This is a genomic window from Arthrobacter sp. 2MCAF14 (assembly GCF_052115645.1).
In the GTDB taxonomy this organism is placed as follows: Bacteria; Actinomycetota; Actinomycetes; order Actinomycetales; family Micrococcaceae; genus Arthrobacter.
Genome location: NZ_JBFRHB010000009.1, coordinates 44228 through 59738 on the forward strand (window position 1 = coordinate 44228; position 15511 = coordinate 59738).

At 63.8% G+C, this 15511-nt stretch carries 12 protein-coding genes and 1 riboswitch; of the genes, 7 read left to right on the plus strand and 5 right to left on the minus strand.

What is annotated here, in order from left to right:
* Nucleotides 1–46: 46 nt before the first annotated feature.
* Together AB4074_RS08785 and AB4074_RS08790 are read left to right on the plus strand one after the other, a co-directional pair.
* The gene (locus AB4074_RS08785; RefSeq protein ID WP_441413043.1) at nt 47–1576 is read left to right on the plus strand and encodes a purine-cytosine permease family protein; all 1530 of its coding nucleotides are present in this window, start codon (nt 47–49) and stop codon (nt 1574–1576) included.
* Nucleotides 1577–1587: 11 nt separating this feature from the next.
* Nucleotides 1588–2550 (plus strand): polysaccharide deacetylase family protein, encoded by a 963-nt coding sequence (locus AB4074_RS08790; RefSeq protein ID WP_441413044.1) that lies wholly within the window; start codon nt 1588–1590, stop codon nt 2548–2550.
* 170 nt (nt 2551–2720) lie between these two features.
* On the opposite strand, the gene AB4074_RS08795 is transcribed toward AB4074_RS08790, so the two are convergent.
* Together AB4074_RS08795 and AB4074_RS08800 are read right to left on the minus strand one after the other, a co-directional pair.
* A complete protein-coding gene (locus AB4074_RS08795; RefSeq protein WP_441413045.1) occupies nt 2721–3641 on the minus strand; it encodes a matrixin family metalloprotease in 921 nt (306 codons plus the stop codon).
* A gap of 46 nt (nt 3642–3687) precedes the next feature.
* A complete protein-coding gene (locus AB4074_RS08800; RefSeq protein ID WP_441413046.1) occupies nt 3688–4785 on the minus strand; it encodes a VIT1/CCC1 transporter family protein in 1098 nt (365 codons plus the stop codon).
* 346 nt (nt 4786–5131) lie between these two features.
* Between AB4074_RS08800 and AB4074_RS08805 the strand changes: the two genes are divergently transcribed.
* Nucleotides 5132–5320 (plus strand): hypothetical protein, encoded by a 189-nt coding sequence (locus AB4074_RS08805; protein ID WP_441413047.1) that lies wholly within the window; start codon nt 5132–5134, stop codon nt 5318–5320.
* Between the two features lie 38 nt (nt 5321–5358).
* On the opposite strand, the gene AB4074_RS08810 is transcribed toward AB4074_RS08805, so the two are convergent.
* Both AB4074_RS08810 and AB4074_RS08815 read right to left on the minus strand, forming a co-directional pair.
* Nucleotides 5359–5673 (minus strand): hypothetical protein, encoded by a 315-nt coding sequence (locus AB4074_RS08810; protein ID WP_441413048.1) that lies wholly within the window; start codon nt 5671–5673, stop codon nt 5359–5361.
* A gap of 14 nt (nt 5674–5687) precedes the next feature.
* Nucleotides 5688–5807: riboswitch (SAM riboswitch) on the minus strand.
* 134 nt (nt 5808–5941) lie between these two features.
* Nucleotides 5942–7474: a sodium:solute symporter gene (locus AB4074_RS08815; protein WP_441413049.1), complete on the minus strand. Its 1533-nt coding sequence runs from the start codon at nt 7472–7474 to the stop codon at nt 5942–5944.
* A gap of 303 nt (nt 7475–7777) precedes the next feature.
* Between AB4074_RS08815 and AB4074_RS08820 the strand changes: the two genes are divergently transcribed.
* The 3 genes from AB4074_RS08820 to AB4074_RS08830 all read left to right on the plus strand — a co-directional run bounded on the left by AB4074_RS08820 (nt 7778) and on the right by AB4074_RS08830 (nt 10377).
* Nucleotides 7778–8353: a helix-turn-helix domain-containing protein gene (locus AB4074_RS08820; protein ID WP_059388136.1), complete on the plus strand. Its 576-nt coding sequence runs from the start codon at nt 7778–7780 to the stop codon at nt 8351–8353.
* A 270-nt stretch (nt 8354–8623) separates the two neighbouring features.
* On the plus strand, nt 8624–10039 hold the full coding sequence (locus tag AB4074_RS08825; RefSeq protein ID WP_441413050.1) for an ammonium transporter: 1416 nt from the start codon (nt 8624–8626) through the stop codon (nt 10037–10039).
* Complete coding sequence (locus AB4074_RS08830; protein ID WP_345447857.1) at nt 10036–10377, plus strand: P-II family nitrogen regulator; 342 nt, start codon at nt 10036–10038, stop codon at nt 10375–10377. The genes AB4074_RS08825 and AB4074_RS08830 overlap by 4 nt, the downstream gene beginning before the upstream one ends.
* Nucleotides 10378–10456: 79 nt before the next feature.
* Here AB4074_RS08830 and AB4074_RS08835 read toward each other — a convergent pair whose 3' ends face one another.
* Complete coding sequence (locus tag AB4074_RS08835) at nt 10457–12445, minus strand: amino acid transporter (protein ID WP_441413051.1); 1989 nt, start codon at nt 12443–12445, stop codon at nt 10457–10459.
* A 283-nt stretch (nt 12446–12728) separates the two neighbouring features.
* Here AB4074_RS08835 and AB4074_RS08840 point away from each other — a divergent pair, with 283 nt between their 5' ends.
* Nucleotides 12729–15485, plus strand: a complete 2757-nt coding sequence (locus AB4074_RS08840) for an exo-alpha-sialidase (RefSeq protein WP_441413052.1) — start codon at nt 12729–12731, stop codon at nt 15483–15485.
* Nucleotides 15486–15511: the final 26 nt, after the last annotated feature.

A 15511-nucleotide genomic window follows, 5' to 3' on the forward strand; every position in this document is an offset into this window, starting at 1 on the left:
GGCACATACATTGAAGAAGTCCCTTTCCTACACGGAGGATCCCCCAATGCACGAGAACTTATCCACTGCGACGCCTGGGGCTGCAACGGCGCAGACCGACGTCGAACAGAACCTGCAGTCCATTCCCCAATCAGCGCGTACCCGCAGCGTAGCGGGCCAATTCTGGATCTGGGCAGGCGCAAACCTTGCCCCCATCAACTGGGTCCTTGGGGCCCTCGGCGTCCAGCTCGGACTCGGCTTTGCCGATACCGTCACTGTCCTGGTGGTGGGAAACCTGATCGGTATGGCACTCTTTGGCCTGTTTGTCCTCTTGGGGCAACGGACCGGCGCTACCGGCATGGTCCTGGCCCGGGCCGTCTTCGGCCGCCGCGGCAATTACCTCCCGAGCGCCATCCAGGCACTCCTCGGAATCGGTTGGTGCGCAGTCAACACCTGGATCATCCTGGACCTGGTGATGGCACTCCTTGGCAAGCTCGGCATGGTCGATCCGGAGCAGCCCAACGTGGGCCCCAAGATCGTGGTGGCCTTCCTGATCATGTCCGCCCAGGTCACCATCGCGTGGTTCGGCTACAAGGCCATCGCGGCTTTTGAAAAGTGGACCGTCCCGCCCACCATCGTGGTGCTGATCGCCATGTCCGCCGTGGCCTGGTTCGGCATGAATATCGACTGGGGCTACGCGGGCCCTCCCGGTGCTGTCCTTGAAGGCGGCGCGCGGATCGCCGCCATGACCACCGTGATGACGGTCATCGGCATCGGCTGGGGGATCACCTGGTTCACCTACGCGGCGGATTATTCACGCTTCGTCAGCAAGTCCGTCCCCAAGCACAAGGTTTACCTGGCCTCGGTATTCGGCCAGTTCCTCCCGGTAGTGTGGCTCGGCATCCTCGGCGCCAGCCTGGCAACGAAGAGCGGCACGGCCGATCCCGGCCACCTCATCGTCGACAACTTCGGCGCCCTGGCCATCCCGGTCCTGTTCCTGGTCCTACACGGTCCCATCGCGACGAACATCCTGAATATCTATACCTTTTCGGTGGCCGCGCAGGCATTGGACATCAAGGCCAAGCGTCGCTCCTTGAACGTCTTCGTCGGGCTCCTAGCCCTGGTCGGCGTCGTGTTCTTCATCCTGCAGTCGGACTTCGCCTCAACCCTGAGCACCTGGCTCGGCGGCCTCGTGGCGTGGGTAGCCGCGTGGGGAGGCATCATGCTGGTGCACTACTTCTGGGTGGACAAGCGTAGCCCCGTGGCAGTCGATCGACTCTTCGACCCCGTGGGCACACGTCGGCTCCCGGCAGTCAACTGGGCCGGGATCACCGCGCTTTTGGTAGGAATCTTCGCCACGTGGCTGTTCATGTACGGCGTTCTGCCGATCATGCAGGGCCCCATCGCCACGGCCATGGGCGGGATCGACTTGTCCTGGCTGGCAGGCGGGCTCGTTGCCGCGGCGGTTTACGGCGCACTGGGCCCACGGGTTCATGCCCGATACCTTCCGCTGCCGTCCGCAGCCGCAGTTTCCTCCCCAACCGCGACGTCGCAGCCCCTTGCGGAAGACGCCGTCGCCAATCTGGTCAACGACTGAGAGGAACCCCGATGACCACCAACGCTTTCCCTGACGAGGCGCACCCGATCACGTGGCCCGAAAACTTCAAGGCGGCGGCGTCGTTCACGTTCGACGTCGACGCCGAATCGTGCACCATTGCGCACGATCCCACAAGCACCAGGCGCATGTCGCTCATGAGCCACCAGTCCTACGGCCCGAGGGTCGCTGTTCCGCGGCTCCTGAAGATCCTCGAGCGACAAGAGATCCAGGGAACCTTCTTCATCCCGGGGTTCACGGCGGAAAGCTACCCCGACGTGGTGCGGCGGATCGTCGACGGCGGCCATGAAGTGGCCCACCACGGCTACTTGCACGAACCGATGCAGGGAATCGACGCAGCCACCGAGGCCAACTATCTGGACCGCGGGCTCGAAGCCCTCGCGAAGGTAGCCGGGGTCAGGCCGGTCGGCTACAGGGCACCGTGGTGGGAGCTGAACTGGCATTCGCCGGCACTGCTAGCGGACCGTGGCTTCCTCTACGATTCAAGCCTGCTCGACGGCGATGCCCCCTATCGCATGGCGGTTGCCCCGGGTGATTCAGGGGACAGCGATTCACAGGACATTGTTGAGATTCCGGTCGATTGGACCCTGGATGATTGGGAACAATACGCGTTCTACCCGGGAGTAACAGGAAGCGGCGTCATCGAGAGTCCGGCCAAGGTCTTGGAGATGTGGACCCTCGAAGCCGAAGCCCACCACGCCCAAGGCAGTTGCTTCGTCTTGACCAACCACCCGTTCATCTCCGGCCGTCCATCCAAGGCCGTTGCCTTGGAGCGGCTGATCGAACGCGTCAAGGCCATGGACGGGATGTGGGTGACCACTTTGGAGCGGATCGCCGAACACACAAAGGCCACGGTCAACGAGATCCACAGCCATGCCCGGATCGAGGTCCCCTCCTACCCAGGCGCAGGAGCCAGCTTCAAGCCTGCCCGTTTGCTGGAAGCCATACCCAGATAGCTCAACCCGTCCCCGCCCAACTAACTCGCAGTTGTTGTCGTTATCAGGGCTCAAAACGGCATCTAATGCGTGGGCCCACGCCGCCAGGGTTCCCTGGCCGAGCTTGCGAGGCAAGGGTGGCGGTGGGGACTAGTTGGGTGGGGCATAGCTCAGGCAGGGCATGAACGGGTCTACAGATCGCTCCGGCACGGGGCCGTGTGGAGTTTGTAGAGTCCGTTTAGGTCTCCGGCTGCCAAGCCATCCGGGGCACCGATCTCCGGGTACATGAGCTGGATGGGGTCCTCTACGTGGTCAAGGCCCACCACGTGGCCAAGTTCGTGTTGAATCACGGCGGAGACGTAATGCGCGCCCCCGGGGACGCCCAGCAGTTCCGTGATTTGCGGGGCGTCGAGGTCCAGGCTTCCGGAGACGTAGCTCTTGGGTCCGGTGCCGAAGCTGAACATGGTGCTGCCGCCGGTTCCGATGACGGTTCCTGCCAACGCCGGAGCCGCCTCGGGCGTGGTCCAGGAAATCAACAGCGGTGCCCAACGATCTCCGTAGAGCGCGGGCTGGTACGGCTTGCGCTTCTCGGAGGGGTTTTCCGCGCTCGAGCCGTCGTCTACGAATTTGAGGCCAGTGGCGGCGGCGATCTTGGCGATGGCGTCGGCGATGAGTCCCTCGGATCCGGCCGGGGCGAGGGCTGCGTTGACCACGTAGTGCAGCGGCCGGCACGGAGAGTAGCCAACGGGGGTGCCGTCGGCGTTGGTGGCCAGGAATTTGTAGGAGCTGCTGGCTACCGCAGGCTTCGCGGGGGAGCCGAGCGGCTGCCCGGCTTCCTCCAGTCCAGGCGGTGGGGTATCCGGCGCACGAGCCGCCTTTTGTGGTCCCTGCCCGGGGGCCCCGTCCTGCCCGGGGGTGTTTGCGGTGGCATTGGCCGAAGGGGTCAGGTTTGGAAGCAAACCTGTGATGCCGGGGCCGCCGCGGAGGAATCCACTGACAAGCACGGCTACGGCAGCAACCGCTGCCACCACCAACAAGTTTCGGAACAGCGCCAGAACGGTACTGGGGCGCTTGGGCGGCGGACCGCCGTCGTAACCGTAGTTTGAATGCAAGTCTTCCCCCAAGTCCCTGCACCGGCGCCCCGTCGGGCCGGCGCTACTAACCGATGACTGCGCCGAAGACGAGTCCCAGCCCATACGTTGCCGCGGCCGCACCGAGCCCGATGGCCAGCTGCCGGAGGCCGCGGGTCAGCGGCGAGGTTCCGGACAACAAGCCGACGACGGCGCCGGTCGACAGAAGCGCGATGCCCACCAGCGTACCGGCCACAGCAAGCGCCGCGAAGCCCGTCATGCCGAAGATGAACGGCAGGATGGGCACGATGGCGCCCGAAGCGAAGAAGCAGAAGCTCGAGATTGCGGCGCCCCAGGCGGAGCCTACGGCCTCGTGCTCATTGACGGTTTCTTCCACTTCGGGGTGGAGCGAGAGGCTGGGATCGCAATCGCAGCTGTAGAGGCCCATCCGCTCGGCGGCCCGGTGTTCGGCGGCTTCGCGGGACATGCCCCGGGCCAGATACACGAGGACCAGCTCATTGTGCTCGATGTCTAGTGCAGGGGCTGCGGTCAGCGTGGCCTGGGTGGGGCGGGTGGCCTTGAGGAGCTCGAGCTGAGAGCGGACCGAGACATACTCGCCGGCACCCATGGACAGGGCGCCCGCCAGCAGGCCTGCGATACCGCTGAACAGGACCACGGTGGCGGGAACGCCGGTGGCCGCCATGCCCATCACGAGGGAAAGGTTGCTGACCAGGCCATCATTGGCGCCGAATACGGCGGCGCGGAAGGTGCCGGACAACCTGTTGCGGCCGCGCGTCGCCAGGCCGCGGACTACTTCCTCGTGGATCTGTTCGTCGGCCGCCATGGCGCGGGTTGCTGCTGGATCCTTCGCGTAAGGCGAGCGGCCTTCGGCCCGTTGAGCGAGGGCCAGCACGAACACTGATCCGAAATTCCGGGCCAGGAAGCCGAGCATCTGGCTTCTGAGGGAGGCTGCCTTCGGCATGCCGGCATGTTCGCCGAGGACCCTGAGCCAGTGTGCCTCGTGGCGGCCCTCAGCCTCTGCGAGGGCCAAAAGGATTTCGCGTTCCTCGCCGTCGCGGCGCTGCGCCAGTTGGCGGTAAACGGCGGCCTCGGCTCGCTCGTCCGCCAAGTACTGCCGCCAGCGCTTGATGTCCGACGACGACGGGGGAGTCTTGGGGGCTGCCACGTCTTGCGATGGACTGCTTGAGTCCTGCGGATTGTCTGAATGCGAGTTGTCTGGATGCGAGGGTTTTGTGTGCGGTTGCACCGGGACTCCTGGGTTGCTGGGGCGGGCTTCATCGCCTCATTGCGGCTCCACTCTATCGCCAATTTCCGCGGTTTTTCGGCCGGTAATCCTCACTGGAGAATTTAGGCCCGCCTCAAAAACGGGAGGCTCCCGGGAAGCCTTGACCGCGGCTGGGGGCAGTGCTGGGATGGATGGACAGGGTCCACGAATTGGCGGGGTAGCGTTGGACGGCTGCCTCCTATGCCTGTGCGATGGGCTCAGCGGCACGTCGAACGGAGGTTGCACCATGGACAGCACCGAGACCCACGCCCGCCACCCCGACCGTCCCACGGTCGAGGCCGATCCCGCCTATGACTACAACGAGGACCTGGCGGTGGACGAGGACTGGGAGGACCAATCCGAGGTTCTTGACGACGACGAGCGGCCGGTTGCCCTCGATGCCGACGAACACCGTGAGGCTGAAGATATCGAATAGCCCCGGCTCGCTAAACCCGACGTGCTAAACCCTGGCAGCTAAAACGCGCTCAGGATGAAGTGCTTCTGCACGCCTGCCCGGTGCCCGGTTGCGGCCACCGTAAGGGTGAGTTTCCGTGTCGCGGGGAACCAGCGGGCGGGCTGGACCGCCTTTGAGAGCGCTTCGGTGATGAGCCGCGGCTCATGATGCCAATAGCGTTCCAAGTTCCCGTCCACCACGAATGTGATGGAGCCTTGGGACAGGTCGACGCCGGGAATCACCCGGACGAACTCGTCCACCCGCCGGGGGCGGGGCAACAATAAGGTGCCGGACTGGGTGGTGCGGTCGGCGGCGGCGCCGTTTTCGAAAGGCATGGCCTTCTCCTGTGGAGTTGCTCTTGCCCGTTCGGTTGTCTCTGGTCCGAGCCGGGCCGCTTCTTCATCCGAACCACCCGTGAACATGGGGTTGGCGTGTGGCAAGTCGGAGCTTGGCACCACATCTCTTGAAGCTCTTCCTACTGTACATGGAACGGTACAATCGCGGCGCGGTATTGAGGCCCGGTAGAAACCGTTCCAAACGGCAGCGGCGCCGCACCCTCGAGGAGAAGGTGCGGCGCCGCCGTCGTACTTGGTTCTGTGAAGCTTAGTGGCTGGCCACCGGGTGGACCTCCAAGGGGAGTTCCTCGGTGACCGCTCCGGCAACGCGACGGTCCCAGGCTGCCCGAACCTCGGGCGAGGTGGGCGGGGTCAGCAGGGAGACCACAACGTAGACCAGGAGTGAGGCGCCGAGGCCCCAGTAGATGGGATCGTTGGCGTAGACGCCGTCTTCGCTGGGGATGATTCCCGTGGCGTAGGCGATCAGCAGGCCAAGCGTCAGTACGGATCCGACCGCCATGGACCAGGCCGCGGCAATACCGGTGCCGCGCTTCCAGACCAGGCCGCCCAGGATGGCAACTAGGAGTCCACCCACCAGGATGTCGTAGGCAATGGTCAGGGCCACCACGACGTCTTGCGCCGCCATCGAGATCAGCACGGCCACGATGCCCAGGCCAAGGACCCAGTACCGGTTGGCCTTGACGTCGTGCTCGGGGTTTTCGGTGTCGTCGGTGTTGATTGTCTTGCCGAACCAGCTGGCCACGAACGGGACTACGTCGGCGCGGGCAACGGTGGCTGCGGCGATGAGGGCCCCGGAAGCGGTGGACATCATGGCCGCGACTGCCGCGGCCATGACGAGGCCGCCGATGCCGATCGGCAGGATGTGGGTGGCTACCTCGGCGTAGACAACGTCCTTACCAAGGGCCTTGACGTCGATGTTGGGCAGGGCCACGCGGGCGGCAAGGCCGATCAAAGCTCCCGCGACGCCGTACAGGACGCAGTAGATGCCGGCAGTGGCGCCGCCCCAACGGGCCACCTTGGGGGTCTTGGCGGTGAAGACGCGCTGCCAGATGTCCTGGCCGATCAGGAGGCCCAGGGTGTAGACCACGAAGTACGTGATGATGGTCTGCGCTCCGATGCCGTCCAACTGGAAGAAGCTGGCGTCAACCCGGGCACGGATGCCGTCGAAGCCGCCGGCGGCGTTGAGGACGAACGGGAGCATGAGGAAGAAGATGCCCACCGTCTTGATGATGAACTGCACCTGGTCGGCGAGGGTGATGGACCACATGCCGCCGATGGTGGAGTAGACGAGGACGATTGCGCCGCCGACGGCGATGGCAAGCCAGCGCTCCCAGCCGAAGAGGACAACGAAGATGGTGGCGTAGGCGCCAGTGGACGTGGCGCACAGCATGAGGGTGTAGGCCAGCATGACGATGCCGGAGGTCTGCGTGGCGCGCTGGCCGTAACGCAGGCTCAGCATCTGGGAGACCGTGTAGATCTTCAGTCGCTGGATGGTGCCGGCGAAAAGCAGGCTCAGGAGGAGCACGCCCGAACCGATCGCGACCACCAGCCACATGCCGGAGACGCCGAACTTGTAGCCGAGACCGACGCCGCCAACCGTCGATGCGCCGCCGAGGACGACGGCGGCCATGGTGCCGGTGTAGAGCATCGGACCGAGGCGGCGCCCTGCCACCAGGAAGTCGCTGTTGTTCTTGGTGCGCGACTTGCCCCACCAGCCGAAGGCCAGCATGGCGAGCAAATACACCACCACGATCGCAATATTGATGAACGAAGAGTCCACGGTTGGCTCCTGAAAGTGATGCGCAGAGCTCTGGGGGATTCCGACGCCGGTCCGCTGGGTTTCGTGCGGGGTTGCGGAAGGTCTCTGCGCTGGTGATTGGGGAGAGTAGTCTGTGATGTATGCCTCACAAACAACACTTGTTGCCTATGAGGATACGTAGTGATGCGAGTAACAGTCAAGATGCTGTCTCTCCCAGCGGACTCATCGGCGCTCCTCCAGCTAGCCAAAGGCCCTGCCACGCGGGCGATCCGGCTACTATTGCTGCAATGACAGGGCCGCATAAACGGCCTGAAAGGTTCGTGAATGAAAGCTCTCCCCGTTGAACCGAGCAACGTCCCCGTTGCCATCGGTTCCAGAATCCGCGCCGCCCGCCAATCGCAGCGGCTCACCATCGAGCAGGTTGCCGACGCCACCGGCCTGACCAAAGGGTTCCTGAGCCGTGTGGAGCGTGACCTGACATCGCCGTCGGTCGCTTCCCTTGTGACGCTTTGCCAAGTTCTTTCAGTGTCCATCGGAGACCTTTTCGCTGCACCGGAGACGCACCTGACCCGGCGCGACGACGGGCCGCGGATTTCGCTCGGTGGCCAGGGAATCGTGGAGCGGCTCCTGACTGCCCGATCGGAACGGCGGTTGCAGATCCTGCAGGCCTCCATCGAGCCACGCGGCCGCGGAGAAGCCGAGCTTTACGCCGTCGATTGTGACGTCGATGTCCTCCACGTCGTCAAGGGCCGGATCAAATTGATCCTCACCAACGAGGAGTACGAGCTCGAAGAGGGAGACACGCTGTCCTTCCCGGGCCGCGAGCCGCACACCTGGGTCAATCCGACGGACGAGCCCGTCGAGGTGCTCTGGATCCTGGTGCCGGCAGCCAGCCGCTGACGCTGGCGCCTTGCCCACCCGGCGTACGAGGCCGACACGCGGCGTGTAACACGCCTGAAACATGACTGACTTCCGGATTTAACCCTGGGGCCTTTGCTGTTACGTGCCTGAAATGAACCGTGCCGAAGGCTGAAACAGGCCGACTGTACGTTCGAGTCAACGCAACTTGTCAAGGTCGGTAACCCGTGAGGTACCAGGACCTGTTCGTTTTAAAAATGGTCTCGCCGTGCGGGCGCCATGGAGCGCCGTATATGCAGGAAGGCTCCCGAAATGAACCCAGTATTCTTCAGCGTAGGGCTGGATGTGAACCCCCAGACCCTCGATCCCGGCGCAACAGCCTGGATGCTTGCAGCTTCCGCCCTCGTTCTTCTCATGACGCCAGGTTTGGCGTTCTTCTACGGCGGCCTGGTCAGGATGAAGTCCGTCCTCAACATCATGATGATGAGCTTCGGTGCCATTGGCGTGGTCGCGGTGGTCTGGGCCCTGTGGGGCTACGGACTCGCGTTCGGCCCGGATACCCTGGGCGGCTTCATCGGAGATCCCTTCGCGAACTTCGGACTCAGCGGACTGACCAGCGTCATTGGCGGGAAAGCCCCCGGGCTGCCGGACATGGTCTTCATAGGATTCCAAGCCACCTTCGCCATCATCACTGTCGCGCTGATCAGCGGCGCTGTGGCTGAACGTGTCAGGTTTGGCCCGTGGCTGCTGTTTGCCGGTCTTTGGGTCACCATCGTCTACGCTCCCATCGCCCACTGGGTCTGGGGTGGCGGGCTCTTCGGTTCCACCGGGATCATCGGCAGCAAGATCTCAGCCCTCGACTTTGCCGGTGGCACCGTCGTCCACATGAATGCGGGCATGGCCGGACTGATGCTGGCAGTCGTGCTCGGCAAACGGCTCGGATTCATGAAAGACCCCAACATCCGGCCGCACAACCTCCCTTTCGTGATGCTCGGGGCGGGCCTGCTGTGGTTCGGCTGGTTCGGCTTCAACGCCGGCTCGGAACTGGCCGCTGATGGAATCGCCGCACTCGCCTGGACGAATACCCTCCTGGCCACAAGCGCAGCGCTCCTCGGCTGGCTGCTTGTCGAAAGGCTCCGCGACGGCCACGCGACGTCCCTCGGTGCCGCATCCGGCGCCGTCGCGGGCTTGGTGGCAGTCACCCCGGCCTGTGGATTCGTGGATCCGATTGGCGCGATCGTCATCGGCGTCATCGCTGGTGCCGTCTGCGCACTGGCCATCGGGCTGAAGTTCAAGATCGGCCTGGACGATTCCTTGGACGTTGTTGCTGTCCACTTTGTCGGCGGCCTGTGGGGGACCCTGTCCCTCGGATTCTTCGCCGTACCTTCTGCAAAGACTGAAGGCGGCCTTTTCTACGGCGGAGGCTTGGCCCAGTTCTGGCCCCAAATATTGACCGCCCTGATGGTCACAGCGTGGACGGCGATCATGACGACCCTCATCGGGCTGGCCATCCACAAGACAGTGGGCATGCGCGTCAAGGAGCACGAAGAGCTGGCGGGCATCGACATCACGGAGCACGCGGAGACCGCCTACGAGTTGGCCATGGTCGGCGGGTCCTTCAATCCCGGAGAACCACAGAACGGCAAAGCTCCGTCGGGTTCCAGCGGTGAACCAGAAGCCAGTTCCAACGGGAAAACAGATCGGATGCGCAGCAAGGCGTCGACGTGAAACTGGTTACGGCCATCGTGAGGCCGGAGCGGATCGACGAGGTCCGGGAAGCCTTGGAACGCTTTGGAGTCAACGGGATGACCGTGAGCCAAGCGAACGGATATGGCCAACAACGGGGCTACATCGAGGTGTACCGGGGCGCGGAATACAACTCCGATCTCCTTCCCAAGATACGGGTGGAGGTCCTGGCCACGGACGAGCTGGTGGACGGAATAGTGGACGCCATCATCTCCGGCGCCAGTACCGGTCAGTTCGGCGACGGCAAGATCTGGACCATCGAGGTCTCCCAGGCGGTGCGAGTCCGGACAGGGGAGCGCGGCGCGTCGGCGATTAGTTAGAAGAGATCAGCTAGGGCAATCAGCTCGAAAAGACGGTGTGGGTGCCGCTCCAGGAGGAGCGGCACCCACACTGCCATGATCAGCCCACGTGCACCCAGGGCCTGCGCGTGATATCCGGTTCGGCTTCGCGCAGCACTTCGCGGGTTACCGGGGCGATCTCGCCTTCGCCGAAGAAGAGGAACTTGCTCAGGTTGGCGATGGGGTTGCCTTCGGTCCAGCGGAAATAGATATGCGGCATAAGTCCCGTGACGTCCCGGATGTGGAGGAGCACCGCGGCCAGCGTGTTGGGCACGTTGTTGCTGTGGATCTCGAGGATCTTGAAGCCGTGCCGGACCTTGCCTTCCACCAAGAGTTCCTGCTCGAAGTCGGAGCTGTCATCCACGATGATCTCGATGAAGATTGCGTCGCTGTCTACCGGCAGGTGGTTGGCTTGCTGAGCGTGCTGCAGCTTCAACTCGTACCGGTCGGCACTCAGCCGCTTGGGCTCGTGCGCGATGATCCGGATGGGCCCTTCCTCGTTGGAGGCCGTGAACTCGAGTGCCATCTGGTCCATCTTGATGTGCGTAGCCCGCAGCTCGAAGGACCGGCGTATACGCGACGCGAAGCTCACCAGGACAATGCCAAGGATGAACAGGGCCGCTATCCTGATGCCGTCCGGGCGTTCCACCACATTGGCCACGGTGGTGTAGGCGAAGACGACCGCCACCGCACCGAAAGCGATGGACTTGGCCTTCTGCTTCTTCCGGCGGGCGGACAGGGTGACTGCGATCGAGGCCGAGGTCATGAGGACCAGGACGCCGGTGGCGTAGGCGCCGCCTTGGGCCTCCACATTTGCCTCGAAGACCAACGTGATGATGAATCCAACTGCGGTGAAGACCAGGACCAGCGGGCGGACGGCTTTGGTCCACGCGGGGGCCATGCCGAAGCGCGGCAAATAGCGCGGCACGAGGTTCAGCAAGCCGGCCATGGCAGAGGCGCCCGCAAACCACAGGATGGCAATGGTGCTGATGTCATAGACCGTGCCGAAGCCGTCGCCCAGGAACTGGTGCGCAAGGAATGCGAGGGCTCGCCCGTCTGCCTTCCCTCCCGGCTGGAATTCGGCGGCCGGAATCAGGAACGTGGTGATGAAACTCGAGGCCACCAGGAAGGCACTCATGATGAGTGCCGCCGTCGTGAGCAGTTTGTGGGTGCCGCGGATGCGGCCCGCGGGATTTTCCTCCGTGTCGCTCGGGCTGCCCTTGATCTGTGGCATGACCGCGACGCCGGTCTCGAACCCTGAGAGGCCCAGGGCAAGTTTCGGGAAGACCAGGAGCGCGATGCCCACCATGATCAACGGGTTTCCGTGCTGCTGGTTCAGCGCTGCCCACCAATCGGTCACCACATGCGCCTCGGTCACCACGTGCGCCAAGCCGACCGCGACGACGACGGCGTTCAGCACCAGATAGACGCCCACCAACACGACGGCGACGTTGATGGCCTCCTTGAACCCCCTAAGGAACACCACGCCAAGTCCGGCGATGAGCGCCAGGGTGATGGTGATTTCCTGGCCATGGAGCCATTCCGGGGCGAAGGGGTTTTCGATGGCGTGGGCGCTCGCATCGGCGGCGGAGAGGGTCATGGTGATCATGAAGTCCGTGGCGGCGAATCCCAGCAAGGCGAGCACGAAGAGTTTGCCGCCCCAGCGGGGGAGGAGCCGCTCGAGCATCGCGATAGAGCCTTCGCCGCGTGCGCTTTCGGCGGCGACCCGGCGGTAGACCGGCAGCGCGCCGAGCAAGGTGACGGCGACCAGGACAATCGTGGCGAGCGGCGAGACGATACCGGCCGCGAGCGCCGCAATGGCGGGCTGGTAGCCGAGGGTGGAGAAGTAGTCGACGCCGGTGAGGCACATGACTTTCCACCAGGCCTGCGGCGTGTGGTCCTGGTCCGGTTTGCCGTGCGGACCTTGGCGCTTTCCGGACGTCTCCGGCATTCCGTCGAGCAACCATCGCTTGAATTGCCCCTGTTTGATGTCGCCCGCGGGTTTGGGCCTGTCAGAGGGTTCGGCAGGTGGCCTGGTCAGCGTTGTCACATGGTCCTTTCGCGCGCAGCCTGGAAGCTGCTCCAGATGGAGCGTACGGGTGGGGCGGGGACCGGATGCCCGTCTTTATGGAATCTTTACGCCGCATGTGAGGCGGGTCACTTCCTGGAAAGACGCATTCAAGCATTTGGCATGTGAGCGGCATCACGTAGCATATAGAACGTCCTATGTTGGATGTGACTAAAATACGAAAGGGCTACGCATGAATAACCCGCTACTCAGTGACAGGGTCAGGAGGCGGTCGGGATGGAGCCGGGGCAGACTTGCCGTCTCCATGGCAGCCGCCGCAGTTCTCGTGACGTCAACCGTCTTGCCCGCCTATGCTGCGTTGGATCCGTTCCCGAGTCCGAACGTTCCCTCCAGCCCTCCGGGAAACTACGCCGAGCAGGTCCTCGCTTCCAACGGTGACAACGCCATCGATCCCGTCCTGGGCAAGTACTACCGAATCGTCGCGCTCGCGGATTTGGGCGACGGAGTCCTCCTGGCTTCCTATGACGGCCGTCCCGATGGGGGCGATTCTCCTTCTGCCAACTCCATCGTCCAGCGGCGCAGCACCGACGGCGGAAAGACATGGGGTAGTCCCACCTTCATCGCCCGGGGACAGATGGGCTCGGAGGGCGTGCAGAAATACGGTTTCAGCGACCCCAGCTACGTCGTGGATAAGGTCACCGGGACGGTATTCAACTTCCACGTCTACTCCAAGAACCAGGGATTCGCCGGCAGTGTGCTCGGCAACGACGATTCCGACCCCAACGTGATCAGCTCGCAAGTGTCCGTCTCCACCGACCGCGGACTCACCTGGTCCACGGATCCGGCCAATCAGCCCACCCTGCCGGTGCCGTCCAGCTATCCGGCGGGTTCGGCCTACGCCGGGTTCGGAGGTCCGCTGGTCACCGGAACCGTCAAGCCAAACGGCAGCACTGTCAACGGCGTCCCCAATGTCGGCGGCGTGGTCAGCATGTTCGCTTCGTCCGGCGAGGGCACTCAGCTCAAGTACGGGACTCATGCGGGCAGGCTCACCCAGCAGTTTGCCGGAAACATTGTCCAGCCTGATGGGAGCCGCCAGATCCAGGCGTACAGCGTCTACTCCGATGACCACGGCAAGACGTGGAACATGGGTACACCCACTGGAACAGGCATGGATGAGAACAAGACGGTGGAACTCTCCGACGGCCGCGTCATGTTGAACTCGCGGGACAGCACAGGCGCCAATCCGCACTTCCGCAAGGTGGCGTATTCCTCCGACGGCGGTGTCACGTACGGCACGCCGGTTGCCGAGGCCCAGCTCCCGGATCCGCGCAACAACGGCTCCATTACGCGGATGTATCCGGACGCGGCTGCGGGATCGGCCGATGCCAAGAAACTGCTGTTCTCCAACTCGCCCACACCCACCGCCGGCGGTGCACGCGTGGACGGAACGGTCCGCTACTCCGCCGACGACGGCAAGACGTGGGGCTCCTCGCGCGTCTTCAAGCCCGGAAGCATGTCCTACTCCACCTTGAGCGCCCTGTCGGACGGTACTTTCGGCGTCCTGTACGAAGGCGACAACAACACCATCACCTTCGGGAAATTCGACACGGCCTGGCTTAACCCGGTTGCCGCCGTCGTTGTCCCCGGCGCCGCCACCGTCACGAACGGTGGGAGCACCCAGCTCAGTGTGACCGTCACCAACAAGGACAGTTCACCGTTTCCCGCTTCGACCGTCAGCCTCGACGCCCTGCAGGATTGGACGTCGACGACGGCGCAGCTCGCCTCCCTCGATCCGGGCGCCTCGGCGACTGTCCAGCTGACTGTCACGGCGCCGTCGTACGCCAAGGCAGGTGCGGTACCCCTGACCGCAAGGTTGAACGTCGGGGCGTCATCGATTACCGCGCCCGTCTCGGTGACGGTTGCGGGTGGTTCCGCCAGCAACGTGGTGGGCGCCTACATTTTCGGCGCCCGCAACGACGCCGGAAGGGACCTGGCAACCAAGCCGTATGTGGCAGGGAACACCGTGCCCTACAAGTTCCGGGTGTACAGCACCGGCAATGTGACGGAATCCGTTGTCCCGCAGTCCGGCAACTTCCAGCCGTTCCTGCCGCCGGGTTCGGGCAACTGCCGGTTCAGCTCCCTTGGCGTGTGGGGAAATTACCTCTGCGGCACCCCGCAGCACACCGTGACGGCAGACGAAGTGGCCCAGGGATTCTTCGTCCCCAGAACCGTCTGGCAGGTAACGGGGAGTGGGGCTGCCACCCAGAATTACACCGTTACGGGCGACGAGGTGGACCTGCTGGTCCGCAATCCCCAGTTGAGCGGAGCGGTGGTGTCCACGTTCAACGATGTGGACGGAGACGGGTTTGCCGGTCCGGGCGATACGGTGACCTTCGCCTACACGGTCACCAACAGCGGCAATGTGGCGTTGACGGACCTTTCGGCTCCGGCCATTGGATTGTCCAAGCCAACCCTGGCCTTGGCTGAGTCGGTCAGCCTCACCTCCACTTACACTCTGAGCGACGCCGACATCGCGGCAAAGCAACTCCCGGCGATGACCGTCCCGGTCAATGCGAACAACGGCGCCAAGGTTACGTCCCTTCAATTGGCCAGGCAAGCGCTCGCGCTGAAGGTCAAGCCGGCAATGCCCGGCTCGGAGCCTGCCTTGGCTGCCCAGGATCTCATCGGCACGAATCCGCCGCTGGACTTGGGGCTCGGAACGGATAAATACCGTACTGGACAAGCCGTGACGGTCCACAACGTCGAGTATGGCCAGTGGTACTACGTCTACCTGAACAAGCGTGGATACCGTCTGGGCTGGTTCTTCCCCACGCAGCAAAACACCCTTTCCTTCGTGCTGCCCAACGATGTCAAAAACGGAATGGACAGCCTCGTCGTGCTGGACTCGGAAGGCCACCAAGTGTCATTCGGAGACTTCCAAGTGACGCCCTTTGGGGGCAAACAGCCCGCGAGGGAGCATGGAGTGACAAGCTGGGCCGGGCTCTTGGGGGAGCCCGGCCCGGTCTTGTTGTGGGGAGTTTGGTGGTCTTTGTTGGTGTAAACAAGTGATGCATATAAGGCAACTTT

What these genes read in the sequence shown, in the direction of transcription:
- AB4074_RS08785 (WP_441413043.1), top strand. Translation starts at nt 47, where the DNA reads ATGCACGAGAACTTATCCACTGCGACGCCTGGGGCTGCAACGGCGCAG.
- AB4074_RS08790 (WP_441413044.1), top strand. Translation starts at nt 1,588, where the DNA reads ATGACCACCAACGCTTTCCCTGACGAGGCGCACCCGATCACGTGGCCC.
- AB4074_RS08805 (WP_441413047.1), top strand. Translation starts at nt 5,132, where the DNA reads ATGGACAGCACCGAGACCCACGCCCGCCACCCCGACCGTCCCACGGTC.
- AB4074_RS08810 (WP_441413048.1), bottom strand. Translation starts at nt 5,673, where the DNA reads ATGCCTTTCGAAAACGGCGCCGCCGCCGACCGCACCACCCAGTCCGGC.
- AB4074_RS08820 (WP_059388136.1), top strand. Translation starts at nt 7,778, where the DNA reads ATGAAAGCTCTCCCCGTTGAACCGAGCAACGTCCCCGTTGCCATCGGT.
- AB4074_RS08825 (WP_441413050.1), top strand. Translation starts at nt 8,624, where the DNA reads ATGAACCCAGTATTCTTCAGCGTAGGGCTGGATGTGAACCCCCAGACC.
- AB4074_RS08840 (WP_441413052.1), top strand. Translation starts at nt 12,729, where the DNA reads ATGGCAGCCGCCGCAGTTCTCGTGACGTCAACCGTCTTGCCCGCCTAT.